At 65.9% G+C, this 26,629-nt stretch carries 24 protein-coding genes; 8 read left to right on the forward strand and 16 right to left on the reverse strand.

Going from position 1 to position 26,629, the window contains the following annotated elements; translation table 11 throughout:
* Positions 1-92: 92 nt before the first annotated feature.
* On the reverse strand, positions 93-398 hold the full coding sequence (locus tag SSO01S_RS05025; RefSeq protein WP_066796086.1) for a hypothetical protein: 306 nt from the start codon (positions 396-398) through the stop codon (positions 93-95).
* Positions 399-515: 117 nt separating this feature from the next.
* Between SSO01S_RS05025 and argJ the strand changes: the two genes are divergently transcribed.
* Positions 516-1,742, forward strand: coding sequence for a bifunctional glutamate N-acetyltransferase/amino-acid acetyltransferase ArgJ (gene argJ, locus SSO01S_RS05030; RefSeq protein ID WP_066796089.1), 1,227 nt, complete (start codon positions 516-518; stop codon positions 1,740-1,742).
* Between the two features lie 172 nt (positions 1,743-1,914).
* Here the strand turns inward: argJ and trxA are convergent, their stop codons facing one another.
* The 9 genes from trxA to ahcY form a co-directional block, all read right to left on the reverse strand.
* A complete protein-coding gene (gene trxA, locus SSO01S_RS05035; RefSeq protein ID WP_066796092.1) occupies positions 1,915-2,235 on the reverse strand; it encodes a thioredoxin in 321 nt (106 codons plus the stop codon).
* Between the two features lie 52 nt (positions 2,236-2,287).
* Positions 2,288-5,701, reverse strand: a complete 3,414-nt coding sequence (gene addA, locus SSO01S_RS05040) for a double-strand break repair helicase AddA (RefSeq protein WP_066796095.1) — start codon at positions 5,699-5,701, stop codon at positions 2,288-2,290.
* A complete protein-coding gene (addB, locus tag SSO01S_RS05045) occupies positions 5,688-8,615 on the reverse strand; it encodes a double-strand break repair protein AddB (protein ID WP_066796098.1) in 2,928 nt (975 codons plus the stop codon). Before addB ends, addA begins: the two co-directional genes overlap by 14 nt.
* A gap of 108 nt (positions 8,616-8,723) precedes the next feature.
* Positions 8,724-9,476: a nucleotidyltransferase family protein gene (locus tag SSO01S_RS05050; protein ID WP_066796099.1), complete on the reverse strand. Its 753-nt coding sequence runs from the start codon at positions 9,474-9,476 to the stop codon at positions 8,724-8,726.
* Positions 9,473-10,453, reverse strand: coding sequence for an aminoglycoside phosphotransferase family protein (locus SSO01S_RS05055; protein WP_169798319.1), 981 nt, complete (start codon positions 10,451-10,453; stop codon positions 9,473-9,475). The genes SSO01S_RS05050 and SSO01S_RS05055 overlap by 4 nt, the downstream gene beginning before the upstream one ends.
* Positions 10,450-10,893, reverse strand: coding sequence for a tRNA (adenosine(37)-N6)-threonylcarbamoyltransferase complex ATPase subunit type 1 TsaE (gene tsaE, locus SSO01S_RS05060; protein WP_066796109.1), 444 nt, complete (start codon positions 10,891-10,893; stop codon positions 10,450-10,452). Before tsaE ends, SSO01S_RS05055 begins: the two co-directional genes overlap by 4 nt.
* Positions 10,890-13,217 carry a PAS domain-containing sensor histidine kinase gene (locus SSO01S_RS05065; protein ID WP_066796348.1) on the reverse strand — a complete coding sequence of 776 codons (2,328 nt, stop codon included), beginning with the start codon at positions 13,215-13,217 and terminating at the stop codon, positions 10,890-10,892. Before SSO01S_RS05065 ends, tsaE begins: the two co-directional genes overlap by 4 nt.
* Before the next feature lie 296 nt (positions 13,218-13,513).
* Positions 13,514-13,654 carry a TonB-dependent receptor gene (locus SSO01S_RS17705; protein WP_169798315.1) on the reverse strand — a complete coding sequence of 47 codons (141 nt, stop codon included), beginning with the start codon at positions 13,652-13,654 and terminating at the stop codon, positions 13,514-13,516.
* A gap of 53 nt (positions 13,655-13,707) precedes the next feature.
* Positions 13,708-15,126 (reverse strand): adenosylhomocysteinase, encoded by a 1,419-nt coding sequence (gene ahcY / locus SSO01S_RS05070; protein WP_066796111.1) that lies wholly within the window; start codon positions 15,124-15,126, stop codon positions 13,708-13,710.
* Between the two features lie 226 nt (positions 15,127-15,352).
* Between ahcY and SSO01S_RS05075 the strand changes: the two genes are divergently transcribed.
* Entirely contained in the window at positions 15,353-15,910 is a 558-nt protein-coding gene (locus tag SSO01S_RS05075) for a hypothetical protein (protein ID WP_157073645.1), read from the forward strand.
* Positions 15,911-15,969: 59 nt separating this feature from the next.
* Here the strand turns inward: SSO01S_RS05075 and SSO01S_RS05080 are convergent, their stop codons facing one another.
* Positions 15,970-16,530, reverse strand: coding sequence for a YqgE/AlgH family protein (locus tag SSO01S_RS05080; RefSeq protein WP_066796115.1), 561 nt, complete (start codon positions 16,528-16,530; stop codon positions 15,970-15,972).
* 100 nt (positions 16,531-16,630) lie between these two features.
* On the opposite strand from SSO01S_RS05080, the gene SSO01S_RS05085 reads away from it, so the two are divergent.
* The 3 genes from SSO01S_RS05085 to SSO01S_RS05095 all read left to right on the forward strand — a co-directional run bounded on the left by SSO01S_RS05085 (position 16,631) and on the right by SSO01S_RS05095 (position 18,986).
* Entirely contained in the window at positions 16,631-17,113 is a 483-nt protein-coding gene (locus SSO01S_RS05085; RefSeq protein WP_066796118.1) for a peroxiredoxin, read from the forward strand.
* Positions 17,114-17,142: 29 nt separating this feature from the next.
* Positions 17,143-17,469, forward strand: a complete 327-nt coding sequence (locus tag SSO01S_RS05090) for a hypothetical protein (RefSeq protein WP_245646589.1) — start codon at positions 17,143-17,145, stop codon at positions 17,467-17,469.
* 74 nt (positions 17,470-17,543) lie between these two features.
* A complete protein-coding gene (locus SSO01S_RS05095) occupies positions 17,544-18,986 on the forward strand; it encodes an AMP nucleosidase (protein WP_066796120.1) in 1,443 nt (480 codons plus the stop codon).
* Between the two features lie 135 nt (positions 18,987-19,121).
* Here the strand turns inward: SSO01S_RS05095 and SSO01S_RS05100 are convergent, their stop codons facing one another.
* The 4 genes from SSO01S_RS05100 to SSO01S_RS05115 form a co-directional block, all read right to left on the reverse strand.
* Complete coding sequence (locus tag SSO01S_RS05100; protein WP_169798316.1) at positions 19,122-19,868, reverse strand: SIMPL domain-containing protein; 747 nt, start codon at positions 19,866-19,868, stop codon at positions 19,122-19,124.
* Positions 19,869-19,894: 26 nt separating this feature from the next.
* Positions 19,895-21,709, reverse strand: coding sequence for a M2 family metallopeptidase (locus SSO01S_RS05105; RefSeq protein WP_066796125.1), 1,815 nt, complete (start codon positions 21,707-21,709; stop codon positions 19,895-19,897).
* 61 nt (positions 21,710-21,770) lie between these two features.
* Positions 21,771-22,532 carry an alpha/beta fold hydrolase gene (locus SSO01S_RS05110; RefSeq protein WP_066796127.1) on the reverse strand — a complete coding sequence of 254 codons (762 nt, stop codon included), beginning with the start codon at positions 22,530-22,532 and terminating at the stop codon, positions 21,771-21,773.
* The gene (locus tag SSO01S_RS05115) at positions 22,513-22,956 is read right to left on the reverse strand and encodes a GFA family protein (protein WP_066796131.1); all 444 of its coding nucleotides are present in this window, start codon (positions 22,954-22,956) and stop codon (positions 22,513-22,515) included. Before SSO01S_RS05115 ends, SSO01S_RS05110 begins: the two co-directional genes overlap by 20 nt.
* Before the next feature lie 85 nt (positions 22,957-23,041).
* On the opposite strand from SSO01S_RS05115, the gene SSO01S_RS05120 reads away from it, so the two are divergent.
* Genes SSO01S_RS05120 through SSO01S_RS05130 form a run of 3 tightly spaced genes read left to right on the forward strand, consistent with a single transcriptional unit; the run spans position 23,042 to position 26,196 of the window.
* Complete coding sequence (locus tag SSO01S_RS05120) at positions 23,042-23,488, forward strand: MarR family winged helix-turn-helix transcriptional regulator (protein ID WP_157073646.1); 447 nt, start codon at positions 23,042-23,044, stop codon at positions 23,486-23,488.
* A complete protein-coding gene (locus SSO01S_RS05125) occupies positions 23,481-24,569 on the forward strand; it encodes an HlyD family secretion protein (protein ID WP_066796134.1) in 1,089 nt (362 codons plus the stop codon). The genes SSO01S_RS05120 and SSO01S_RS05125 overlap by 8 nt, the downstream gene beginning before the upstream one ends.
* A gap of 40 nt (positions 24,570-24,609) precedes the next feature.
* Positions 24,610-26,196 carry a DHA2 family efflux MFS transporter permease subunit gene (locus SSO01S_RS05130; RefSeq protein WP_066796137.1) on the forward strand — a complete coding sequence of 529 codons (1,587 nt, stop codon included), beginning with the start codon at positions 24,610-24,612 and terminating at the stop codon, positions 26,194-26,196.
* On the opposite strand, the gene SSO01S_RS05135 is transcribed toward SSO01S_RS05130, so the two are convergent.
* Complete coding sequence (locus tag SSO01S_RS05135) at positions 26,193-26,627, reverse strand: GFA family protein (RefSeq protein ID WP_066796139.1); 435 nt, start codon at positions 26,625-26,627, stop codon at positions 26,193-26,195. The genes SSO01S_RS05130 and SSO01S_RS05135 overlap by 4 nt on opposite strands.
* Between the last annotated feature and the right edge of the window lie 2 nt (positions 26,628-26,629).

The raw sequence follows: 26,629 nt of genomic DNA on the forward strand, positions 1-26,629 counted from the left end.
GCGCCGGTTCAACAATGGAAATCGGCGCTGGGGCGTCCGCAGACGCGATCCGGCGGGTACGCCAGACCGGTCGCGGATCGGCGCTGGCGCGCTTATTGCGCGGGCGCTTCGGTCTCGAACGCGATGACGACGTCGGTCGGTGCCGGTGCCTTGCCGCCTTCGGGCTTGACCGAATAATTGGCCACAGCCTGCCCGCAGGCGGCCTTGTCGACGCCCGCGCTGCCGCTGGTCACCTTGGCCGCGCACGACGCCACCTCACCTTTCGCATTGAAGGTCAGCGAAACCACCGGGTTCTGCTTGAACGAAGCCGGCAGCTTCTGGACGGTGATGGTCATCACGGTAGGGGCCGCAGGAGCGGTCTGGAACGAAGCGAGCGCGAGCAGGGATACGAACAACATCAGGGGAAACCTCTCATTTGGCCGACATGTTTCTAAACTGCGTCCGGCCCGGCAACAACCTTGATCTTTGCGCCGCGCTGCCCGAAGCAGCGCCACCCCATCCATAGGCGCGTATTCATGTCCACCGATCGCTCTCCCCTCGCTCTGCCCTTTCCCGAAATGCCCGGAATCGCCGGGGTCACGCCGCGCGTGGCGCGGGCGCGGTACAAGAATTGGGACCGGTGCGACCTGACCTTCGTGACGCTCGATCCCGGCACGGCGGTGGCCGGCGTGCTGACGCAGAGCAAATGCCCGTCGCCCGAGGTGGAATGGTGCCGCAAGGCGCTGGTGCTGGGCCAGGCGCGCGCGCTGGTGGTGAATGCGGGCAACAGCAACGCCTTTACCGGGAATCGCGGGCGCGCCGCAGTCGAGGCGATCGCGGCGCGCGCCGCCGCGCATCTGGATTGCCAGCCCTCGGATGTCTTCGTGGCCTCCACCGGCGTAATCGGCGTGCCGCTGCCGATCGACAAGGCGGAAGCCGGGCTGGATACGGCGTTCACCGCCGAACCCTGCAACTTGGAAGGCGCCGCAGCGACGATCATGACGACGGACACCTTCGCCAAGGGTGCGGTGACGCAGGCGGTGGTCGACGGGCGCACCGTCACGCTGGCGGGCATCATCAAGGGTTCGGGGATGATCATGCCCGACATGGCGACGATGCTGGGGTTCATCTTCACCGACGCGGCAGTTGAGCCGGAATTTCTGCAATCGGCGCTAAGCGACGCGAATATGAAGACTTTCTCGTGCATCACGGTAGATAGCGACACCTCCACCAGCGACACCGTGCTCGCCTTTGCGACCGGCAAGGCGGGCAACGCGCCGATCGAGGATTCGGACAGCGACGGGGCCGATGCGTTCCGCGCCGCGCTGGCCGATCTGTGCCACCAACTGGCCCTGCTCGTCGTGCGCGACGGCGAAGGGGCGCAGAAGCTGATCACGATCGAGGTCGAAGGCGCGGAGAGCGACCGCAGCGCGCATGTGATTGCGATGTCGATCGCCAATTCGCCGCTGGTGAAGACCGCGATCGCGGGCGAGGACGCCAATTGGGGCCGCGTCGTGATGGCTGTGGGCAAGGCCGGCGAGCCCGCCGAGCGCGACCGGCTCGCGATCCGATTTGGCGAGACGCAGGTGGCCGAGGGCGGGCTGGCGGTGACGGGCTATGACGAAGCCCCGGTCGCCGAACATCTGAAGGGGCGCGAGATCCGGATCGGCGTCGATCTGGGACTGGGCGAAGGCCGCGCGACCGTTTGGACGTGCGACCTTACCCACGGCTATATCTCGATCAACGCCGACTATCGGAGCTGAGCGGCATCCGCGAAAGAGCGCAACGGCATCAGCTTTTGAGCGAGATCCCGACATCTTGAATCGCCATCCCCACGAAAGCGAGGACCCAGAGCCAAGGGTATCGCCGGGCAACCCTGGATCCCCGCTTTCGAGGGGATGACGGCTATTCGATCTCGCCCAGCCGCAAGCGTTCTTAGAGGTTGCCCTCAATCCACTGCTTGATCGCGCCCTTGGGCAGCGCGCCGACCTGCGTTGCGGCGGGCTCGCCATTCTTGAACAGGATCATCGTGGGGATGCCGCGCACGCCATATTTGGTGGGCGCATCGGGGTTTTCGTCGATATCGACCTTCACGATCTGGACCTGATCGGCGAGCTCGGCACCGAGCTCTTCGAGCGCGGGCGCGATCATCTTGCACGGGCCGCACCATTCCGCCCAGAAATCGACGAGAACGGGCTTGTCGGAACCCAGCACGTCGGTTTGGAAGCTGGCGTCGGTGACTGCCTTGGTGGCCATGGGGAAATCTCCTGTGTGTTGGGATACTATCTATGTGCTGGGTGGCTGTGGCTCAAGCGCGCGAAGCCAAGCTTTGCTCCGAAGCCGCGAAGCCGGGCTTGTGCGCGGCCAGCAGATCAGGGGGCAGCAGATGGAGCGTGGGGCCCGCAGTGTAAAGCAATCCGGCCTCGATCGCGCGGCCCGGGAAGATCACGGCGAGCGCCGCTGCATAGGCCGCCATCTGGCGCAGATGATAATGCGGCACGTCAGCTAGCGACGCAGGCGCGCGGCGGCCGGTCTTGAAATCCACGACGCGGACAAGCTCGGGCGTGACCACCAGCCGATCGACAGTGCCCGATACGACCACGCCGTCCCCGACCACCGCCGCGATCGGCGCTTCGCCGAGCGAGGATGGGCCAAACAGATCGGCGAAGCGCGGATCCTGGGTCACCGCGAGCGCGGCGCTGACGAGTTCGGCGCGAAGCCCCTCCGCGACGCCGCCCGCGCCGGCGAGCCAGCGATCAGCAGCCTCGGCGCGCTTCTCCGAAGCGACGCCGGGCAGACGCTCAAACAAGGCATGGAGCAGGCGTCCACGCTCGGCGGCGAGGCGCATTGCGGGCGTGGGCGGCGGATCGGCAACCGAATCGTCGCCCAAAGCGGACGGCGCGAGCGGGCGCGGCGGGCGCGATTCCTGAGGCGCGGGCTGCGCGATCCAGGCGGGCAATGCAGCGCTTGGCGTGGGGGGCGCCACGGGGATCGGCTTGGGCACGACCGGACCAGCGGGCGTGGTGCCGTGAAACTCGCCCTCGGCACCCAACGCTTCGAACGCGCGAGCGCAAGCGGCGTACCAGCTTTGCGCAGGCGGCTCGCCCTTGGCCATCGGCCCCAGCGCCCCTGCGATCACCAGCCGTTCCTCCGCACGGGTGGCGGCGACATAGAAGAGCCGCCAATGCTCCTCCATCTCGGCCGTGGCGGTGCGGGTGACGGCTTGCTCCAGCGCCCCGCTTTGCTCCGCCTTACGCGGGCGGAAGATCGGGAATGCCGCGCCGTCATGCTCCTCGGGCTGCCAGCCGAGGAAGTCGCGGGGGCTCCTGGTGGGATCGGCAGTGGCATCGGCAAGGATCACCAGCGGTGCCTGCAAACCCTTCGCGCCATGCGCGGTCATCACGCGCACCGCGCCGCGCGGCTGATCCGCCTCGCGCTTGATCTCGACATCGCCGCGATCGAACCAGTCGAGAAAGCGCTGGAGCGTGGGCGTTGCCAGCTTCTCGAAATTGAGCGCGGCGCTCAGCAATTCCTCGATCGGATCGCGCGCTTCCTCGCCCAGCCGAAGCAGCAGCTTGCGCCGCCCGTCCATCTCGCCCGACAGGATCGCCTCTAGGAAGCGATAGGGCGTGGTGAAATCGGCCATCGCCAGCAATTGTTCGAGCGGGCGCAACCTTACCGCAGGCTGGGTCGCGCGCAGGTGCCGCCACAGCGCGCCGCGCTCGCGCAGCGCCCCGGCCATCAGATCTTCCTGGCTCCAGCCGATCAAAGGGGAGACCAACAAAGAGGCCAGCGAAAGATCGTCGTCGGGCTGCAAGACGAAGCGGATCGCGGCGAGCAGATCCTGCACCGCCAGCGGAGCATTGAGCCGCAAGCGATCGACCCCCGCGACCGGCACGCCCTCCGCATAGAGCCGCGCGACGATCAGCGAGGCGAGCTCGCCCCGGCGCTTGACCAGCACCATGACGTCCTGTGGCCCCAGCGGCGTGCCATCGCGTTTCAGGACGCTGCCATCGGTCCAATCGCGGATCGCGCGGGCGATCCGGCGGGCATGCTCACGGGTCGCGTCGCTGACCCATTCCTCTTCATCGGCCTCGCTGCCGCCCTCGATCGTGGGCGGCCACAAGGTGATCGTGCCCGGCCCCGCCACTTCGCTGGCGTGCGGCTCGGTATCGCTGAGCGTACCCATGCCCGGCTCCGGCAGCACGGCCAGCGCGGCATCGACGAATTCGAGGATCGGCCGGGTCGAGCGGAAGCTGTGCGTGAGCGACAGCGACTCCAGCTCGCGCGCCTCGGTCTCCGCATCGGGAGCGAGGCGGAACATCTCGGTGAACTGGCGGTGCGCCCATTGGAAGAAGATCGGGCTGGTGCCCTGGAAGCTGAAGATCGCCTGCTTGTAATCGCCGACGGTGAACAGCGTTCGCCGCCCCGCGTCGCGCGTGCCCTTGCCCGCCGCGAATTCCTGCACGATCGCGTCGACGATCGTCCATTGCTTGAGGTTGGTATCTTGTGCCTCGTCGATCAGGACATGCTCGGTCGCCTGATCGAGCTTGAAGCGCACCCATTCGCCCATGCCGGGGGTCTGCAGCAGTTCGACGGCGCGGCGGATCAGATCGTCGAAATCGACCGCGCCCACGCGCCGCTTTGCCCGGGCATAGGTATCGGCATAGACACGTCCCGCCTCCAGCCCGTACGCGAGCAGATCGGCATAATCCGCACGCACCTTCATCGCGGCCAGCTCGGCGCAGCGCCCACCAATGCGCTCGGCCAACATCTCATAATCCGGATGGGCGGCGATCAGCTTGGGAGAAATCTTGCGCGGGTCGCCACTCTTGGTGCGGAACACCAGCCCCAGCGCATCGAGCCCTGCCGCGCGATCCTTTGTCGCGCCGCCCAGCCACGCGCCGATCGCCTCCGCCGCGCTGTTTCCGGTCGCGGTGCCCCATTGGCGATTGGCAGCGGCGATCTGGCGCAGGCCGGCGCAATCGAACGCATCATCGGCGCAGCATTTCTCCAGCTCCACATCGATATCGCCGCTTGGCAGATCGAGCGCGCGGCGGAGAAATGGCTGAATACCGGCGGGCAGATCCGCCAGCGCCTCAGCCGATTGGGCGCAGCGATGCAGGAACGCTTCCGCCTGCCCCTCCCCCAGCCTGAGGCTGAGCGCGCCGACCGCGTCGATCAGACCGGTCCGCCCTTCCCGCTCGGCATCGACCAGCATTTCGGCCAAAGCCTCGCGCTTGAGCACGACTTCCTCTCGCCCATCGAGCGGGCGGAATCCGGGCACCAGCCCCGCCTCTACCGGGAAGGCGGACAGCAGCGTCTGACAGAAGCTGTGGATCGTCTGGATGCGGATGCCCCCGCCGGGAGCGTCGAGCACCTTTGCGAACAAGGTGCGGGCGCGGGCGCGCGCTTCGGGGCCGGAATCCTCGCCCAGCGCCTCCAGATCCTTGAACAACGCCTCGTCGTCGGCGCGGACCCAGCTTGCCAGGCGCGAGGTGATCCGTTCGGACATTTCCGCCGCGCCCGCCTTGGTGAAGGTGAGGCACAGGATCGCGCCGGGATCGGTGCCGCCGAGCAGCAACCGCCAGACGCGCGCGGCAAGCACCTGGGTCTTGCCCGTACCCGCCGATGCGGAAAGCCAGATATGGCGCGCAGGATCGCTCGCCGCGCGCTGATTGCCCTTCAGGGGATGGAGCAGCCGCAGGCTATTCACGGCCATACCATTCGTCACGGCGCATCAACTGATCATATTCGGCATAGGGCGCATATTCGGGGACGAGCTTGGCTGTGAACGGGCGATCGCCGGTAAGCCAATCCTGCACCGCTTCGTGGAAATTGCCGCCGGCGATGGGCACGAACTCCTCGGGCGGGATCGGATCGCGCTTCTTGGGCGAAACCGGCGAATCGACATAGCCGAAGCTGCCATTCTTGCGGGCGAGCGACCAATATTCGAAGCCGCGCGCATCGCCGCTGATGCCCTTGAAACCGCCCTGCTCCGCGATCAGCCCGAGCAGGCCCAATTGCAGGCTGTAACCCGCGCGCACCGCCTTTGCGCTGGGGGGCTGTCCGGTCTTGTAATCGACCACCGCCAGCGTGCCATCGGGCAAGCGATCGATCCGATCGAACTTGCCCCGCAGCGTCACGCCCGCGAACGGGATATGCCCGTCCTGCTCGACGCCAAGCACGCGGCGACCGGTCTCCGCCTGCGCCGCGCTTTCGGCGACGATCCAGTCGATCGCTTCCATCAGCCGCGGCTGCCACAAGGCGCGCATCATCGGATGGGTGCGCTCGTCCGCCAGCATCGCGAGTGCCCGCTCATGGAGCTTGTCGGGACGGCAATCGTCCAGCTTCGCCCATTGCTCCAGCACCGCATGCACCGCCGTGCCGCGCCACGCCGCGCTGGGATCGGCATCGACCGGATCGAGCGGCGCGAGGCGCAGCATGCGCTTGGCGTAAAAGGCATAGGGGTCCGCCTTGAGCCGATCGACTTCGGTGACCGAAATCTCCCTGGGGCGCTTATCCACGGGCGGCGAAGGCTCGGGACGTGTGGCGGGTTCGTGCCGCCCAGGCTCATCGATCGCGCGCGCCCATGCGGCGAGATCTTCGGCCCGCTCCAGTCCGCCCGACAGCGCTTCGAGGCGGAGCCAGAAGCGCGACGCGATGGTGGGCGCGGAGGAATCGCGGCGCGCACGCGTCAGCAGCACTTCGCGCGCGCCAAGCGCTCCGGCCAGATCGTGGGCCGACACGCCGATGCGCCGTTCGAGGCCGGGCAGCTCCAGTTCGGTGCGGATGCGGGGAGCGAGCCAGGGATCGGGCGCGGGAAGCCCGGGCCAGACGCCTTCGTTGAGGCCGCCGAGAATCATCAGATCGGCATTGTGCAGCCGCGCTTCGATCAGACCGAGGATCGCCAGGCGCGGATGTCCGCCCTGTGGCGGGCGCACCGCCGTCTCGTCCATCAAGGTGCGCAGCAGGGGCGCGAGGCTGGCGGGGTCAGCGGCGGGCGGGCCGAACACGGACTCGCGCTCCAGCGCATCGAGCAGATCGGCAGCCGCGCGGCCCTCGGCCCGGCTCCACAGGCCATCGCCGCCCAGCGCCTGCGCCGCTTCGCGCAGCGCCGCGATCATCGCGGGCAAGGGCTGCGGCCCTGCGGCGAACACCGCCTCGATCGGCTCCAGCAATGGTCGCGCCCGGACCCACCATGCCTGCGCGGCCCGGCGCAGACCGCCATCACGCCCGTCCTGCTCGGCAAGTTGGCGGTCGATCCCGGCAAGTCCCGGTGCGGGGCGCGGACCCCTGAGCGCACGATCGAGCAGGCGCGCGCCCTCCAGCCACTCAAGCCGGGCATCGGGCCGGACCAGCGGATGCTTGAGCAGACTGAGCAAGGCGAGCGGGGCGAAATCCTGTGCGGCGGCTTCGGCTAGAGCGAGCAACAGCGTGCCGGGCGGGAGCACCGAAAGCGCCTGCCCCGCCGAATCGTCGATCGCGATGCCCCAGCGCGCGAGATGCGCGACGACGCGGCGGGCCAGCGCACGATCGGGCGTGACCAGAGCGGCGGTCTTGCCTTGGGTTTCGAGCACCTGACGCAGTGCGAGCGCGATGGCCTGTGCTTCCTGCGCCGGCGTTTCCGCTTCGAGCACACGGACGCCATCGAGCCGCCGGGCAGAGAGGGGCAGCGCGCTCCACTCCCTGGTGAGCTCGGGCGGCGCCATCGCGGTTTCGATCGCCTTGCTGCGCGCGGGGGCGGCGTCATGCTCGCTCCGGCCGCGCCAGACAGAGAATTCGCTGCGGTTCACGCTCATACGCTCGAGCAGCAGCTTGAGCTGGAACTGCGGGTGCGTCTCCATCGCGCGCTTGCGGCGGCCGCTCGCGTCGGGATCGTGCGGACCGAGAGACGCCCATTCGTCCTCGCCGATCCCGGTCGACAGGCTGGGCAGCACCACCATCCCGCGCGGCATTTCCGCCACCACACGCAGCAGCCGCGCGATGGCAGGCGCGCTGGCAGTGATCCCCGCGGCGCAGACGAACCCCGGCGGCGGTGCGTCACGCCAACGTCCCGCGACCCGGGCCAGCAGCCGGGTGCGCCGTTCGGCGAGATCGACGCGGCCCATCCGCGCCAGCTCGACCGGCCAATGCTCGAGGATGACCCTGAACTGGGTGAGCGAGCGCTCCCAATGGGTGGTGAGTTCGCCGAGTTCGAGGCTGGCGAGACGCCGGGGATCGACTTCCTCGATCAGCAACTGATCGAGCGTGGAAGCAAGCTCGCCCGCCAGCCGGACCGCCTCGGCGGCATCGACCGGCGCGCCGCTTTCCTGGATCAGCCGCGCAAGGATCATGCGCCGCTGGAGCGGATCGACCGAGGGGGGCACCGGCTCCTGATCTTCGACCGCCTCGAACACGGCCTCGTCGAGCTCGGGATCTCCGACCGCGACCAGCCGGGGCAGCAGCAGGCCGCCGCCGCTGGCGCGGACGAACGCGTCCTGGATCGCGCGCTTGGCGCGGTTGTTGGGCACCAGCACGATACCGCGCGCCAACCCCAGCGCATCGCCGCCGAAACGCGCGATCAGCCCATCGGCCAGCGCATCGGCAAAGGCGCGGTGCGGGGGTATGGTGAAGAGGTGGAGACGGCCGGACATGAGCGCCCTTTGTACAGCCATTCGTCGTCCCGGCGAAAGCCGGGATCTCGTGCAATAAGGTTCCCTACCGGGCTGAGATCCCGGCTTTCGCCGGGATGACGGTGGTTGTCACATCTCGGCCAGGACGGTCTCCGCCTCGCCGATCGCGACGGGGGTGCCGACGTCGAACCACATGCCCTGATGGACCACGCCCCACAGGCGCCCCTGCGCCATTGCGCGATCCCAGAAGAGATTGGTGGAGAACGGACCCTCCGGCCAATCGCGGATCACGCGGGGCGAGAGGATCTGGATGCCGATATAGACGAAGGGGGCGAGCCGCCCCGGCTTGCGCCGCTCGATGATCCTGCCGAACGGATCGAGGCGGAAATCGCCCTGCCCGCCATGGCAGTTCGCCCGCGCCAACGGCACGAGGAGCAGCAGCGCGTCCATCTTCTCATCGTCCCACGCCGCCGCGAGCTGGCGCAGCGCATCGACCGGGCCATCGATCCAGAGATTGTCGCTGTTGACACAGAAGAACGGCTTGTCGCCGATCATCTCACGCGCCTTTACGACGCCACCGCCGGTTTCCAGCAGCTGCGCGCGCTCGTCGGAGATCAAGACGTCGATGCCCTTTGCCCGCGCCTTCAGATGCGCCTCGATCTGATCGGCAAGGTAATGCACGTTGACCACGGCGCGCTTCACCCCCGCTTCGCGCAGATGATCGAACGTGTGGTCGAGCAGCGTCTTGCCCGCCACCTCCACCAACGGCTTGGGCCGGGTGGCGGTGAGCGGGCGCATGCGCTTGCCGAGTCCTGCGGCCATCACCATCGCGGTTTCGGGAACGGGTGCGTCCGGCTGCGGACGCAGGGCATAGACGGTCATTCGCCGGCGAGCGTCATCGGATCGCCGCGCAGATGCGCAGGCACGTTGGCATCGAACCAGTCTGCAACGGGCTTGAGCGCGGGATGCCGGAGATCGCGCTCCAGATAGTTCCAGACGCGCGGGCACAGACCCGGATAGCGCGGCTTGCCGTCGCGCTTCCAAAGCCGGGTGAAGATGCCGATGATCTTGGCGTTCCGCTGCGCGCCGAGCACATGATAGGCGATATCGAACTCGTCGCCCACGCCGGTCACGCGCTTGTAGCGATCGAGCATCGCGGTCTCCAGCTCGGCCGGAACCTCACGCCGGGCGTCCTGAAGCAGCGAAACCAGGTCATAGGCAGGATGGCCGGAAAGCGCGTCCTGGAAATCGAGCAAACCCAAATTCTCGCTGCCTTCGATCAACATGATGTTTTCGGCATGGTAATCGCGCAGCACCGTGACAGGCTCATGACCGGTCAGCACGGAATCGAGCACCGCATTCCAGGCGTCGTTATATCCCTCAGCGTCGGGTTCCAGGCCGAGCGCGGGGCAATACCATTCGGTGAGCAGCCGCGCCTCACGATGATATTGCGACGGGCTGTAAGGGCCGATGTCTTCGGCGGCGGGATGATCGCGCAGCCGGATCAGCAGATCGACCGCCTGTTCGTAGAGGCGCAATTCGCTCTCCGGCGCTGCGTCCACCGTCTCGCGCATCCGCGCGTCGCCGAAATCCTCGATGAGGACGAGGCCCTGTTCGAGATCCTCGTGGAGGATCTGGGGGGCGGCGAAGCCGCGTCCGGTAAGCCAGCGGGCAATTGAAATAAACGGACGCGGATCTTCACCCTTGTCGGGCGGGGAATCCATCAGGATCGAGGTACGGTCGTGCTCGACCACGCGGAAATAGCGGCGGAAAGACGCGTCTCCGGCCAGGGGACGGATCTCCGCGCCGCCCCATCCCGCCGAAGCGAGGAAGGCGGGAGCGGTTTCGGGCGGGTTCATGTCAGGGACCATCGGTCCCTCCATGGCGCGGGCACCCTCGCTGTCAACTCCCGCGCGCCATCCGGTGTAACTTCCAGGGACAACCACAGCGCATCGAACCACGCCGATTCCCCCAGACGCTCCGGCCATTCGACAATCAGCAGCGAATCGTTGCGCGCATCGTCGAGGCCCAATTCCTCAGCCTCGTCCGGATGCTCGATACGGTAGAGATCGACATGCAGCACCGGAAAGCGGACCTCGGGCGGCGCATAAGGCTGGACGATCGCGAAGCTTGGCGACGGCGCCTCCCCCTCCAGCCCCAGCCCCGCGAGCAGCCCCCGCGCGATGCTGGTCTTGCCCGCGCCGAGATCGCCGGACAGCGCGATGACATCGCCGGGGCGCACCAGCGCCGCGAGACGCTGCCCCAGCGCATGCGAAGCCTGAGGATCGGCAAGGATCATCCGCGCGGCAGCTCCACGGTGATCAGCGTGCCCTCGCCCACTTCCGAAAAGAGCTCGATCCGCCCGCCATGCGCCTCGACGAACTGCTTGGCGAGCGGCAGGCCGAGGCCAAGCGCGCGCTGCGCATTGCGACCGCCGAGCGCGAACCGATCGAAAGCGCTAGCCGCCGCCGCTTCGCTCATGCCGGGACCGTCATCCGAGACGATGATCCGCGCGACCCTTGCATTGCCATCGAGGTGAAGCAGCACGCGGCCTCCCGAGGGCGTACCCGATACGGCATGGCGCAACAGATGCTCGATCACCTGCCGCAGGCGTCGCGCATCGCCCGACACCACACCCGCGCTGCCGGCATTCTCGACGACGAGATCGATCGCCTTTTCCTTCGCCAAGGGCGCGATCGCCTCAGCCGCGCCCTGGGCGATCATCTCGATATCGACCGGACGCTTGTCCAGCGGCGCGCCTTCGCTCTGGGTGAGATCGAGCACATCGTCGATCAGCGCGCCCAGCCGCTCGACCGACACCAGGATCGCCTCCGAATATTCGATCCCGCTCTCGCTCAATTGGCCCGCGAGGCCGCCGTGCAGCATCTCGGCAAAACCCTTGATCGAGGTCAGCGGGGTGCGCAGCTCATAGCTCATATTCGCGACGAAGCTGGTCTTGACGCGGTCCGCCGCCTCCAGCGCCTCGTTACGGTCACGCAGCGCCCGCTCCACGCGATGCTGGTCGGTCGTGTCGAGCATGGTCACCAGCGCGTTGCCATCCGGCAGAGGCACTGCCGTCAGATCGAAGTGCCGGCCATCCGCAAAGACGATACTGCTGCCGCGCTGCTGGCGATCCTGCGCGGCGAGGCGAACGAGATCGCCGATCACCTCCGCCTTGGCAGGGTTGGCCAATTTGGGGCCGGCAGCCTTTACCAGCGCCAGGATCTGGGGGTGCGCATCGAGAAATGCATCCTCGAAGCCCCAGACCGAGCGGAACTTGCGGTTCCACAATTGCAGCCGTCCCTTGCCGAACACCGCCACCGCTTCGGCAAGGCTGTCGAGCGTCGCGGTGCGGACCTGCTGCATCTCGCCATGTTCGCGCTGGAGCTCGAATTGCTGGGTGCGATCCTCGAACAGCAGGAGCAACCCGCCCTCGGGCATGGGCTGGGCGACGACGCGCAGGTGCGTCGCGCCGACATGCCAGATTTCCTCGATCGCATCGGGCGCGGTGAACCATTCGCGGCGCTCCGCCTTCCATGCCGGAAAATCGCGCGTTTCAGGCAGGCGCTTGGCCTCACGCATCCGTTCGAGCACGCGATCGAATTCGGGCCGGTCGGCAAGCCATTCATTCTTCATCGCGAACATGCGGCGGAACGGCTGGTTGCAGAAAATCAGGCCGCGATCCGCGCCGAACTGGGCAACGCCCGCCGATACGCGATCGAGCATCGCCCGCTGGGCATCGGCGAAGCGCTTGAGCCCGCCGCGCGCCTGTTCGAGTTCCTCGATATCCACGGCGAACCCGGCCACGCCGCCGGTGGGCAAAGGCACGTCGTGCAGGCGCAGCATCCGGCGGCGCCCGCCGATCGTGGCGGGCATCGCCGCGGTCTGGGGTTCCCCGGTATCGCGGGCGATCGCGGCGTTTGCCAGCGGCCCGCCCAGCCCCGCGCCCTCGACCAGTTCGAGCCCACGCTCGACGACATCCTCCGCGTCGGCTCCCTCGACCGCGGCGACATAGGCCGAATTGACCATCAGCAGCTTGAGATCGGGGCCGCGATACCACATCGGCATCGGCGCAGCCTCGATCAGCGAAGTCAGCGCATCGAACGCGGCGCGCAGGCGGGTGCTGCCCTTTTGCAGCCGGTTGATCTCATCCTGGCTTTCGGTGGCGTCGAGGAACCAGAGCACGACGCCGCCGGGCGCATTGAGCGTCTGGTGCGCACGCTCGCCCACCACCAGCAGGGCGCGCTCCGACCCTTCGGCGCGCACCGACAGGCTGAACGGCTTGCCCGCCTTTTGCGCGGCGGCGACATGGACGCCGAGCGCGTCCAGATCCTCGGGCATCAGGCCGCCCTCGCCTCCCGAAAGCGCGCCGAGCTCGCGCGGGATCTCTTGCAGGCCCAGCCAGTCCGCCAGCCGGCGCGGCATCTCTATCCGGCCATCGGCGCGGACGATCATCGCCTGCGCTGGCGAACCCGAGATCAGGGTGCTGAAGCGGACATGATCCTCGGCCAGCGACGCGGCATCGGCGCGCGCGCGCAGCCCCGTCCACAGCGCCCAGGTGGCACCGATAACGAGCAGCGCCAGCGCCGCGCCGGCCAAAGCGGCCGAGCTTGAGGAAATCATGATCAAGCCGCGTCCCCACGGCCGTTCGTTGCGGTCATTGCCTGTCCTTAGGCAAAGCGCCGCCCGGCGGGAAGATGATTGCTGCCGGAAGCGCGAAACGAGGGACGATGGAGGGACTGCGCCGCTTGGAGGAGCGACGGATTGGCGGCCCGATATGGGCTGGCGAAGCACCGCCCGGCCGGGCTTGCTCAACGCACCCCCCATTTCCCCTCCCCCTCGGGCCGGGGAATGGGGAAAACAAAAATGGCGGCGCGCCCCGGGGGCACGCCGCCATCTTTCAGATCCCTACCGGGAGCTTATTGGCCGCCGAAGCGGACCTTGGCACCGGCATAGAAATAGCGGCCGACCGCCGAATAGGGATAGGCGGTCGAGCCCGCGTCACCCTTCTCGTTGGTGAAGTTGTTGACGCCGCCATAGAGCCGGAACTTATCGTTCACGTCATATGCGAGCTGCAGGTCATGCTCGAACTTCTCACTATAGAAGAAGTATTTCAGTAGCGATAGTGATCCGGCTTGAACGGACCTTCGACCGGCACGCCGATATAGCCGGCCTGCTTGGGGGTCAGCTTCGAGAGCTGGACGCCCAGCTTTTCGAGGTGCAGCGCGGCAACCTTCTCGTCGAGATGCTTCGGCAGGACGTACACTTCGTTCTTGTACTGGTCGCCCCGCGTGAAGAGCTCGATCTGCGCCAGCGTCTGATTGGTGAACGAAGCCGACATCACGAACGACGGGTGACCGGTCGCGCAGCCCAGGTTCACCAGGCGGCCCTTGGCGAGGATGATGATCTGCTTGCCATCGGGGAATTTCACGAGGTCGGTGCCCGGCTTCACTTCGTCCCACTCATAGTTGGACAGCGCGGCGATCTGGATCTCCGAGTCGAAGTGGCCGATGTTGCAGACGATGCTCATCGGCTTCATCGCCGCCATATGCTCGGCGGTGATGACGTCGGCGTTGCCGGTCGCGGTGCAGAAAATGTCTGCGCGCTTCACGGCTTCTTCCATGGTGACGACTTCAAAGCCCTCCATCGCGGCCTGCAGCGCGCAGATCGGATCGATTTCGGTGACCATGACACGCGCGCCGCCGTTGCGGAGCGACTGGGCCGAACCCTTGCCGACATCGCCGAAGCCGGCGACGCAGGCGACCTTGCCGGCGAGCATCACGTCGGTGGCGCGGCGGATCGCGTCGACCAGCGATTCCTTGCAGCCGTAGAGGTTGTCGAACTTCGACTTGGTGACGCTGTCGTTGACGTTGATCGCCGGGAAGGGAAGCTCGCCCTTCTTCGCGATCTCGTACAGGCGGTGAACGCCGGTGGTGGTCTCTTCCGAAACGCCCTTCAGGTTCTTGACGGTCTGGGTCAGATAGCCGGGCTTCTTGGCGATGAACGCCTTGAGCGCGCGCTGGAACTCGACTTCCTCGTCATTCTCGGGCTCGGGCAGGGTCGCGCCGGCTTCGAGCTTGGCGCCCCACAGCGCGAACATGGTCGCGTCGCCGCCGTCATCGAGGATGATGTTTGCGGTCTGGCCTTCGACCTCATGGTCCCACGAGAAGATGTCGCCGACATAGTCCCAATATTCGGCCAGGCTCTCGCCCTTCACCGCGAACACCGGCACGCCCGAAGCGGCGATGGCGGCGGCGGCGTGATCCTGGGTCGAGAAGATGTTGCAGGTCGCCCAGCGAACCTTTGCGCCGAGCGCGGTGAGCGTCTCGATCAGCACGGCGGTCTGGATCGTCATGTGGAGCGAACCGGTGATGCGGGCACCCTTGAGCGGCTGCGACGCACCGAATTCGGCGCGAAGCGCCATCAGACCCGGCATTTCGGTCTCGGCGATCTCGATTTCCTTGCGGCCGAAATCGGCGAGCGCGATATCGGCGATCACATAATCGTTTTTCTTGTCGAGCACGGTAGCCACTGACGAATCTCCATGGGCGTAGAATTGCAGGCCCGGAGCACACGCCCTGAACCATCTGCGATGGGCCAGTACAGATTTAGTCCGACATGCGCAATCCAAATATAAAGATATCTTTATATGTTCGGTTCGCGACGGGCCCGTACATTTTGGGTTCAGCCTCGGATCGACAGCGTGTATTATCTGCTCAGAACACCGAAAAGGGCGGTGGAAACGGGAGGTGGCAGCCATGTGGAAACCCGCCCTGGCGACTATATTGGCGCTGGCGTTCCCGCAGCAATGTCTCGCCCAGTGGATCGCGATCGACGACAACCAGTCCCTCGACGAGGCGGAGGGCGTGGCCCCGAAAAACTTCACCCGGCCCGGCGGCTCGGAGAATGTGGCCCGCATGCTGATGACCGCCATGCGCATCGAACGCTATCAACGCGATCGCTGCTGGAAGATGGGCTGTCTGGTGATCGTCAACGAAACCCGCGGCTATGACGTCATCGGATTCTATGTGGAGCCGCGACGGGCGAAGCCGGGCGCGGGATGGGGCAGAAACCTGTTCGACGCGCCGCTTTTCCCGCGCAAGGCGACGCTTGCCTATAAGGATGGCGACGCAGCCGCGTGCAACCACCCCGTCCGCTTCGAACTGCGCCACCGCGTGACCAAGGAACGGCTTACCGTGGAGGGAACGGCCAGCCTGTGCAGATCGCCCCACACAGATTCGTTGCTGCGCATCAAGGTGCTGGAGCCGCAGGTGATCTGGGACGACGAGCCCGGTGCCGAGAAATCGAAACCCTGAAGCATCGGCCCGTAGGTGACGAAGGCGATCGACTTACACCCTGAGCCGGAAGCCCGCCGTCACGCCGTTCCGGCGCTGTTTGCGAGCATCCGCGGATCGATGCCCGCGCCCGCGAAGCCCACAACCCAGCGGTCCTCGGCATCCACGTCATAGAGCAGGCCCGGCGTCGATTCGGTGCTGAACCAGCCATGCCGGGTCATTTCGGCATCGAGCTGGCCTTCGCCCCAGCCGGCATAGCCCAATGCGACCAGCCATTGACTGGGACCGTTGCCCTCCGCGATGGCGCGCAGCACATCTACGGTGCCCGAGAGTGCCCAGCGGCCGCCGACATCGACCGTATCCTGCCCCGCCCAATCGACCGAGTGCAGGACGAAGCCGCGCCTGGGCTCGACCGGGCCGCCGAAATGGACGGCGGCATCGGGCGCCTCGCCGGGCTCGATCTCGAACTGGCGGAGGAGATCGTGCAGCCCGAGGCCGTCGATCGTCTCGCCAATGCCGATGCCTAGCGCGCCCTCCTGATCATGGGCGCACATCGCGATCACGGCACGCTCAAAGCGCGGATCGCCGATCCCGGGCATGGCGAGCAGAAATTGTCCGGTGAGAAAAGGTGCCGAATCCATAGCCGAAACAACTTACCGCCGCGCTTTCCGCTCCGCCACGCTTGAAAAAGGCATCGCGCGCGCCGATTGGGACTGGGACACTTTTTGAGGAGAGAATGACATGACGATCAAGGTTGGCGACCGCGTGCCGAGCACCAATTTCATCAAGGTGACCGAAGGCGGACCCGAGCCGGTCAGTTCGGACGAGTTCTTCGCAGGCCGCAAGGTCGCGCTCTTCTCCGTTCCCGGCGCTTTCACCCCCACCTGCTCTGCCAAGCACCTGCCGGGCTTCGTCGAGAAGGCCGACGAACTGAAGGCGAAGGGCGTGGACGAGATCGCCTGCACCGCGGTCAACGACGCATTCGTGATGGGCGCATGGGGCAAGGCATCGGGCGTCGATGGCAAGGTGACGATGCTCGCAGACGGCAATGGCGACTTCCCCAAGGCGGTCGGCCTGGAGATGGACGGATCGAAGTTTGGCATGGGCGGTCGCGGCCAGCGCTTTTCGATGCTGGTCAATGACGGCGTCGTCGAACAGCTCAATGTCGAAGCGCCAGGCCAGTTCGAGGTCAGCTCGGCGGATTATATGCTCGGCCAGCTTTGATCGATCCAACCTGACGGAACCCCGGGGCCATGGTGGAGTTGGAATCCAGCTATCTGGAGGAACACACCATGGTCACCGACACCAACACCACTGACATTTCGAGCCTGGCCAACGCCGCGAACGACGAAACCGGCGACAAGGCGCTCGACACCGCAAAGTCTCTGCTTGAGAGCGCGCAGGAAGCGATCAGCGGCGCTGTCGAGGCCACTGTCGGAGCGGTGAAGGAAAATCCGGTCGCCGCCGCTGCCATCGCGGCAGGGGCCGCAGCCGCCGTGGGCGGCGCCGTATATGCCGCGAGCCATTTGGGCGGCGACAAGCCCAACACCAGCGGCAAGACCGCAAGTCGCAAGAAGTAAATACCTTCCCCCGGCCCCACTCCACGCGGGGCCGGGGTCTTGCCAGCGTCATCTTTGCAGCTTAGCCGTCCTAGATGACTCAAGCATCCGACATCGTCGCCGATCTGGACCGGCTCTACACTGCCTCTGTCGATCGGCTCAAAGCCGCCATTGATCGCTACCTTGAAGACGGCACGCCGCCGGACCCCGAAGCCCGCACCGACGGCAGCTTCGCCTATCCCGAACTTCGGCTGACCTATCGCGGCGGGACCGACCGCCCGGTGCCGGCACGGTCGTTCGGACGGCTCGTCGAGGCGGGCGACTATCGCATCTCGGTCACCAAGCCCGCGATGTTCGCCGACTATCTTGTCGAGCAGCTCACCTTCCTGATCGAGGATTATGACGTCGAGGTGCACGCGGTCACCGGGCGGCAGGAAATCCCCTTCCCCTATGTGCTCGACGCCGACCAGATCCAGGCAATGGACCAGGCCGTGTCGGTGACCGAGCTGGCGCGCCACTTCCCGGCGACCGAGCTGGCGCATATCGGCGACGAGATCGCGGACGGGCTGTGGATCGCGCACGACGAAACCCGCCCGCTGGCGCTGTTCGACGGATTGCGCACCGATTTCTCGCTCGCCCGCCTGCGCCATTATACGGGCACGCCGGTCGAGCATTTCCAGCAATATATCCTGTTCACCAACTATCATCGCTATGTGGACGAGTTCATCCGCTTCGCGGTGGACCAGTTGGGCGAAGGAAGCCGCTTCACCGGGGTTTCGGGCGCGGGCGGCATTTATGTGGAAGCCGGCGACGATACCGATCGCCTGCTCAACGACACGTCGGCATGGCGCCGCCACCAGATGCCCGCCTATCACCTGATGACTGCCGACGGGTCGGGGATCACGCTGGTGAATATCGGCGTGGGCCCGTCCAACGCGAAGACGATCACCGACCATCTGGCGGTGCTGCGCCCCGAGGCATGGCTGATGATCGGCCATTGCGGCGGCCTGCGCCCCAGCCAGCGGATCGGCGACTATGTGCTCGCCCATGCCTATCTGCGCGACGATCACATCATGGACGATGTGCTGCCGCCGGAAATCCCGATCCCCGCCATCGCCGAGGTGCAGATGGCGCTGGCGCGCGCGGCGGAGACGGTTTCGGGGCAGTCGGGCGACGAGCTCAAGCGACGGCTGCGCACCGGCACGATCGTCACCACCGACGATCGCAACTGGGAGCTGCGCTATTCGACCACGGCTTTGCGCTTCTCGCTCAGCCGCGCGGTGGGCGTGGACATGGAGAGCGCCACGCTCGCGGCGCAGGGCTATCGCTTCCGCGTCCCCTATGGCACGTTGCTCTGCGTCTCAGACAAGCCGCTCCACGGCGAACTCAAGCTGCCGGGACAGGCCAACCGATTCTATGAGCGCGCGATCGCCGAGCATCTGAAGATCGGCATCGAGACCTGCGAGGAACTGCGCCGCGAAGGCGCGAAGCTCCACTCGCGCAAGCTGCGCGCGTTCAACGAGCCGCCGTTCCGCTAAGGGATTGCAGGCGCTCTCCGGCACTATCTGGCCGAAGGAGAGCGCCCGCGCCCGATTCTGACGCGGGCCGAGCGCAGAGCGTCCGCGCCGCTTGGAGTTTGATCCCCGCTGTCGCCAACAGGCCTGGATCAGACTCTAGCGGGTAAGCGTGAACTCGACGGTGAGCGTCTCCCGCACGGTCACGTCGTTGGACTGCGCACCCGATTTGGGCGCGAACATGCCGACGATCTGCCCGATCAGGCCGATCGTGCCGCCGACAATATCCTGCTTCTCGCTGATCCGCGTGATCGCGGCGCTGCGAAGGCCGAGTGCTTCCCCATAGGATAGCGCCTGCGCTCGCGCCTTGACCAGGGCATCCGCCTTGGCCTTGCGCGCCGCGCCGGGATAATCATCAAGCAGGCCGATCACCTGCTCCTCCGGCGTACCGCCCTCGGCCTCGATCGCCTTGCGTGCGGCCGCGGCGGCGGCGCGGGTCGGTGCGTCGAGATCGATCGTCTCGGTCGCCGTCGCTTCCGGCTTCGCGTCGGGATCCTCGTCAAGGCTGGCGAGGCTGATGGTGGGCTTGCCCTGGCCCGGCAGGCTGGCGAAAAAGCTCATGAGCGAATTGTCCCCCGGCGTGCCGCCGGGCTGCGCTTCACGCACGCCCGACGCGGACAGGGTCCGGAGGAGCTTCGCCTTCTGCGCCGCCAGCGCCGCCCTGGCCGCGTCCTCGGTCTCCGCCTTGCCGTAGATCTTCGCCGAAATGCGGAAGCGCTGTGCGGGCACGGTCACTTCGCCGCTCGCGACGATCTCTACCGTCACCGGCGCAGATGCCGGTGCAGTCTGTGCCAGCGCACTGACGGGCAGCGCTAGCATCGCGCAGGCAATTGCGTAACGAACCATCTGGATATCCTTCCCCTGGTTTCGGGTCACCAGCCCTTCGGCTGCCCCTTGTTCTGCTTGTCGAGCCATGCCTTGAGCGGCGCGAAATACTCGGCCATCGCCTTGCCAGACATCTGGCGGCTGCCGGTGAACGCCTCCAGCGCATCCGGCCATGGCCTGGATGCGCCCATCTCCATCATCTTGTTGAGCCGCTCGCCCACCTGCTTGTTGCCGAAGAACGAGCAGCGGTGGAGCGGGCCCTTCCAGCCCGCCTGATCGCAGGCGGCCTTGTAGAACTGAAACTGGAGCACGCGCGCCAGGAAATAGCGCGCATAGGGGGTGCTGTTCGGAATGTGATATTTCGCACCGGGATCGAAGCGGGTCTCGTCGCGCTTCACCGGGGCGACGATGCCCTGATAATCGAGCCGCAGCTTATCCCATCCGGCCTGATAGCCGCCCGCCAGGATCGATCCGTCGAACACGCCCCAGCGCCATTTGTCGATCAGCAGGCCGAAGGGCAGGAACGCAACCTTGTCCATCGCCTGGCGCAGCAGCAGGCCGATATCCTTGTCCGCGCTCGGCACCTGGGATTTGTCGAGCAGGCCGATCTGGACGAGGTAATCGGGGGTGATCGAAAGCGCGACGAAATCGCCGATCGCTTCGTGGAAGCCGTCATTCGCGCCGTTGCGATAGAGCTGAGGCTGATCCTTATAGGCGCGCTGATAATAGTTGTGCCCCAGTTCGTGGTGGATCGTGACGAAATCGGTCGCGTTCACCTTGATGCACATCTTGATGCGCAGATCGTCCTTCTCGTCGATATCCCAGGCCGAGGCGTGGCACTGGACCTCGCGATCCCGCGGCTTGATGAATTGCGAGCGTTGCCAGAAGCTCTCCGGAAGCTGGGTCAGGCCGAGCGAGGAATAGAAATTCTCGCCCGTCTTCACCATCTTCAGCGGATCATATCCCTTGGCGGCCAACAGTTCGCCGATATCGAAGCCTAGATCGCCCGCGCCCGCCGGGGCCACCACGTCATAGATATTGCCCCATTCCTGCGCCCACATATTGCCGAGCAGATCGGCGCGGATCGGGCCGGATTTGGGCTGCACGGCGTCGCCATATTTCTCGTTGAGCTTGCGGCGGACATAGGTGTGAAGCGCGGTATAGAGCGGCTTCATATCATTCCAGATGCCATCGGTGAGCTTGATGAAATCGGCCGGGGGCATGTCGTAGCCGGAGCGCCACATCGCACCGGTATCGTCAAAGCCCAGCTCCTTCGCGCCCTCATTCGCGATGCCGACCAGCTTGGTATAGTCGCCGCGCATCGGCGCGCCGACCTGATCGTGCCAGCTAACCCACATTTCCTTGAGCTCGTCCGGATTGCGGCTCTCGCCCATCGCGGCTTCGATGTCGCTGCCATTGACCGGCTGGCCCTTCAGCGTCCCCTTCCCCTTGCCATATTGCGAGCCGATCCGGGTCGCGATGTCGGAAAGCTCCGCCGCCGCACCCGGGCGCGTGGGCGCGGCCAAGGTGATCGCGCCGCGAAGCATCGTCAGCTGGCGCTGCTGCTCCGCCGACAGCCCCTGCGCCTTTTGATAGCGCGCAGCCTCGATCGCGTATTTCACCGACATCTCGGTGCTCCGCGCACCATATTCGGCGGCCAGCGCGTCGGTATCGTCGGTGATATAGGTTGCGTTGATCCACGAGACGCGCTGCGCGATCAGGTTGAATTCGGTGACCTCCTTCTGTGCGCGATCGATGAACGCCTGCGCCTCCGCCGCGCTGGGCGTCGCGTCCTGGGCGTGGACGGGCGCGACGGCGACCGCGACGGCAAGCGCCAGCGCGGAAATACCGGTACGGGTCATGGGGGAACCTCTCAGGTACATTCTGAATGTGCCCGAGAGTGCGCCCCGCTCTATCAATGCGTCAAGCGCTCAGGAAATCCAGGATCGCCTGCCCCAGCTCGGGCCGGGTCACCGCGCTCATATGATTGCCCGGGATCGATCGGAAGCTGCCATGCGGAAGCAGTTCGGCCACCGCCTCGCCCGATCCATTGTCGTCATCGTCGACGCCGGTCGCGACAAGAGTCGGCACCGTGATCGCGGCGATCTGCTCGCGGGGGGTATCGACAAAGGTCTCAAGCACGTTGAGCAGCGCCACCGGATCGCCCTTGGTGGTCTTGAGGAACGCTTCGGTCAGCCATTCCGAACTGCCACGCTCGAAGCTGCCGAGATTGGTGAGCACGCGGCGGAAATAGCCGCCCCGCCCCTGCGTATCGATCAGCCCCTGCAATCCCATGCCGCACAAGACGGCGCGGCGCGGGGTGGCGCCGTTGACCAGCATGCGGAGCACCGTCCGGCCGCCCAGCGAATAGCCCGCCAGATCGTAATCGGTGAGGCCCAGATGCGCGACGAGCGCCATCCCGTCGCGCATCAGCACGTCGGGCGGATAGGCGGCAGGATCGTGTGGCTTGTCGCTCAGGCCATGCCCGCGCAGATCGGGCATGATCACCCGGAAGCCGCGCTCCGCGAGCTTTTCCGCATGGCCATATTTGATCCAGTTGACCGCAGCCGTGGAGAAATAGCCGTGGATCAGCACCACCGGCCTCCCCTCGCCCATTTCGGTCCATGCAAGCTCGACACCGTCATCGGCGGCGAAGCGGTGCGTTTCAGTCGGGTAATTTGCCAATTGCTTCCATCCAGCGCTTCACGACGTTCGCGTTGTCCTCGGTCCGGTATCGGGGCAGGTCGCGCGTGTCGAGCCACTGCTCGTGCATGCTTTCCACCGCATAATGATGGCGCAGCTGGAAGCGCGAGGGATCGTCGAAGCTCCCCACCGTCAGATCCATCGTCGGCGCATCGGGAAACCAGAATGTCAGCGGCGTGCCGCATTCCTTGCAGAAGCCGCGCTCGGCGATGGGCGACGAGGCGTAGAGATCGGGCTCCCGCTCCCAGTTTACGTCGGCCTTCTTCACGCCCTTGAACGCGATCGATACGCCCCCGGTCGCGCGCTGGCACATGCGGCAATGGCAGAGATATGCGTCATCGTCTTCGATGTTGACGCGATATCGCACCCGCCCGCACTGGCAGCCGCCGGTCATCTGCTTGCTCATGCTTGCCTCCGCTGCAATCGCTGCGTCGCACAATGAAATCCAGTTGCTGATTGCAATTAATAACTAGGCTTATTATGTGCGTCGCGTGACCGAGAATCTAGGCTTTCTGATGAGCGATGTCTCGCGGCTGATGCGTCGCCGCTTCGACGAGCGCGCGCGGACCACCGGCGCGACCGGCCCGCAATGGCGCACGCTGAAGATATTGGAGCGCCGCGAGGGCCTGAACCAGGGCCAGCTTGCCGAGCTGCTTGAAGTCGAGCCGATCACCGCGTGCCGCATGATCGACCGGCTGGAGGATGCCGGGCTGGTCGAGCGCAGGCGCGATCCCGCCGACCGGCGCGCCTGGCTGATCTACCTGACGGACAAGGCCCGCCCCGTTCTCGCCGATCTACACAATGTCGCTAGCGAGATGATCGAAGGGGCGCTGAAGGGGTTATCCCCCCGGCAACGCGAAGAGCTTATCGGATCGCTGAATGCGGTCCGCGCAAATTTGACCAACACCCCAGAGGGCAAAGAGGCCGCCAATGGCTGACGCAGATCCGAAAATCCTGAACGCTTCCAGGGAGAGCACGATGGCCGAAACCGATGTCGTTCCGTCCGAAGCGATCGTCGAAGAGAAGCCCAAGCGCGCCTGGCTGCGTCCGCTGCTGATGTTCGGCGTTCCGCTGATCGTGATCGCGATCGTCGGATATTTCTACTTCACGGGCGGCCGCACGGTTTCGACCGACAACGCCTATGTCAGCCAGGACAAGGTTTCGGTTTCGGCCGATGTCGCCGGCCGGATCGTCACGGTCGCGGTGAAGGAGAACCAGACGGTCAAGAAAGGCGATCTGCTGTTCGAGATCGATCCCGAGCCGTATCGCATCGCGGTAGCTTCCGCCCAGGCCGCGATCGCCGCCGCGCAGGTGAACGTCCAGACGCTGCAGACCAGCTATGCCGGCACGAGCGCCGATATCCAGGCCGCGCGCGATACGCTTCGGGCAGCACAGCAGGATTATGGCCGCCAGGCGGAGCTGATGAAGAGCGGCTTCACAACTCGTGCGCGGCTTGAACAGGCCGAACATTCGGTCGAGCAAGCGCGCGCCGCCGTCAGCCGCGCGACATCGGATGCGGCGGAGGCGCGTTCGAAGCTCTCCACCGGGTCTGCGGGCGAGAACCCCCAGCTTGCCGCTGCGCGCGTTCAGCTCGCCAAGGCGCAGCTCGATTTGAGCCGGACCAAGGTCTATGCGCCCGTCGACGGCGTCGTCAGCCAGTCCGATCGCCTCCAGGTCGGCCAGATGATGATGACCGGGCTTCCCGCCGTGACGATCGTGCAGAACAGCGGTGCCTGGCTCGAGGCCAATTTCAAGGAAACCGACCTCAACAAGATGCGCGTCGGGCAAAAGGCCGAGATCAGCTTCGATGCCTATCCGGGCCTGCACCTGAAGGGGCATGTCGGCTCGATCGGCGCGGGCACGGGTTCCGAATTCTCGGTGCTTCCGGCGCAGAACGCCAATGGCAACTGGGTGAAGGTCACCCAGCGCGTGCCGGTGCGCATCATGATCGACGAACAGAGCCCGCGCCCGCTGATCGCAGGGCTGTCGGCGGACGTCGTCGTGAAGGTTGTGGACTAGCCGTCACCCCGGCGAAAGCCGGGATGACGAAGGGAAGATTATGGCAACCGTCACCCAGTCTGACACGCCTGCAACCCCGCCCCGCCCGACCCCTGGCGTGGCGGCGCTGCCGGTCGCCAATCGCGGGCTGCTCACCTTCGGTGTGATGCTCGCGACGATCATGCAGATCCTCGACACGACGATCGCCAATGTCGCGCTGCCGCACATGACGACGCAGCTCGGCGCCTCGGCCGATACGATCACCTGGGTGCTGACCAGCTATATCGTGGCGGTCGCCATCGCGATCCCGATCACCGGCTGGCTTTCCGACACGATCGGCTCGCGCAACCTGTTCCTGCTTTCCACCATCGGCTTCATCATCGCATCGGCGCTGTGCGGCATGGCGCAGAACCTTGAGCAGATGGTGATCTTCCGTGTCCTGCAGGGCGTGTCCGCCGCGTTCATGAACCCGCTCAGCCAAACGGTGATGCTCGACATCAACCCGCCCGAGCGCCAGGCCAAGGCCATGGCGATCTGGGGCATGGGGATCATGGTGGGCCCGATCCTGGGCCCGGTGATCGGCGGCTGGCTGACCGACAATTTCAACTGGCGCTGGGTATTCTTCGTCAATCTGCCGCTGGGCGTGATCTGTATCGCGATCCTGTGGTGGCTGCTGCCCAGCCGCCCCATCAGAAAGCGGCGGTTCGACCTGTTCGGCTTTGCCCTGCTCGCGATCGGCATCGCCGCGCTCCAGCTCATGCTCGACCGCGGCCAGGGCGAGGATTGGTTCGGATCGATCGAGATCTGGATCGAGATGCTCGTCGCCGGAATCGCGCTGTGGATGTTCGTCGTCCATATGGCGACCGGCAAGGAACCGATGTTCGAGCGCGCGCTTTGGAGGAACGGCAACCTCGTCACCGGCCTGTTCTTCATGATCGTGATCGGCGTGGTGATGATGGCGACGATGGCGCTGCTGCCGCCGATGCTCCAGAATCTCTATGGACATTCGGTGTTCGACACCGGCCTGTTGCTGATGCCGCGCGGCTTTGGCGTGGTGCTGACCATGGCAATCTCCGCGCAGCTGATCCAGCGCGGTTTCGACGCGCGCATCATTGTCGGGCTGGGGATGGCGATCGCGGCCTATTCGCTGTGGCAGATGACGCACTGGTCGCTTGAAATGGGGACCTGGCCGATCATTCTCTCGGGCTTCGTCCAGGGGCTTGGCATGGGGCTGGTGTTCATGCCGCTCAACGGCATGGCCTTCGCCACGCTCGCGCCGCAGCAGCGCACCGAAGGCGCATCGCTGATCAACCTGGCGCGCAATATCGGCTCGTCGGTGGGCATCTCGCTCGTCACGACGATCCTGGCGCGGAGCATCCAGCAGAGTCATGCGGCGCTGGTTCCCAACATTTCGGCCGAGACGCTCGACACGCTGGACCCGAACCTTGCCCAGATGCTCGGCAGCACCGGCCAGACCGTGCTGGCGATGGCGGATGCCGAGATCAACCGCCAGGCAGCGATGATCGGCTATCTCAACGATTTCTACGCAATGGCGATCGTCACGGCGCTGACCGTTCCGCTGGTCTTCTTCCTGCGCAAGCCCAAGGGCCGGGCGGAGAAGCCCGACGCCAGCGCGATGGGGCATTAAAGCTCCGCGAGGATCCTGAACCAGTCGCTGGCAGGTACGGTCTCAAAGGTGATCGCGCCCTCGGGCAGGCCGACCCAGGGCTGCTTCGACTTGATGTAGATATGCGCGCGCGGGATGATTCCTGCGCTGTCGTCAAGCGTGCCCGCGCGGAGCACGCCGAAGCCCGGCCGGCGGGTGTTGATATTGTAGATCCGGACGAGACATTTCGCGCAATAGAAATGCGTGCTGGTCCCGCCGCTGGGCGTGACGTGCGACGCGCTGATCATCTCACCGGAGATGGTCAGCGCATCGAGCGCGACCGGTAGCTGCAGTGCGAACGACGCGCCGCTCTGCGTCTGGCAATCTGTGCAGTGGCAGGCATAAGTGACGGGCGGATCGGGCAGATCCGCGCTGTACCGCACCGCGCCGCACAGGCATCCGCCCGTCAGCATGA

Source organism: Sphingomonas soli NBRC 100801 (genome assembly GCF_001591025.1).
Classification (GTDB): Bacteria; Pseudomonadota; Alphaproteobacteria; order Sphingomonadales; family Sphingomonadaceae; genus Sphingomonas; species Sphingomonas soli.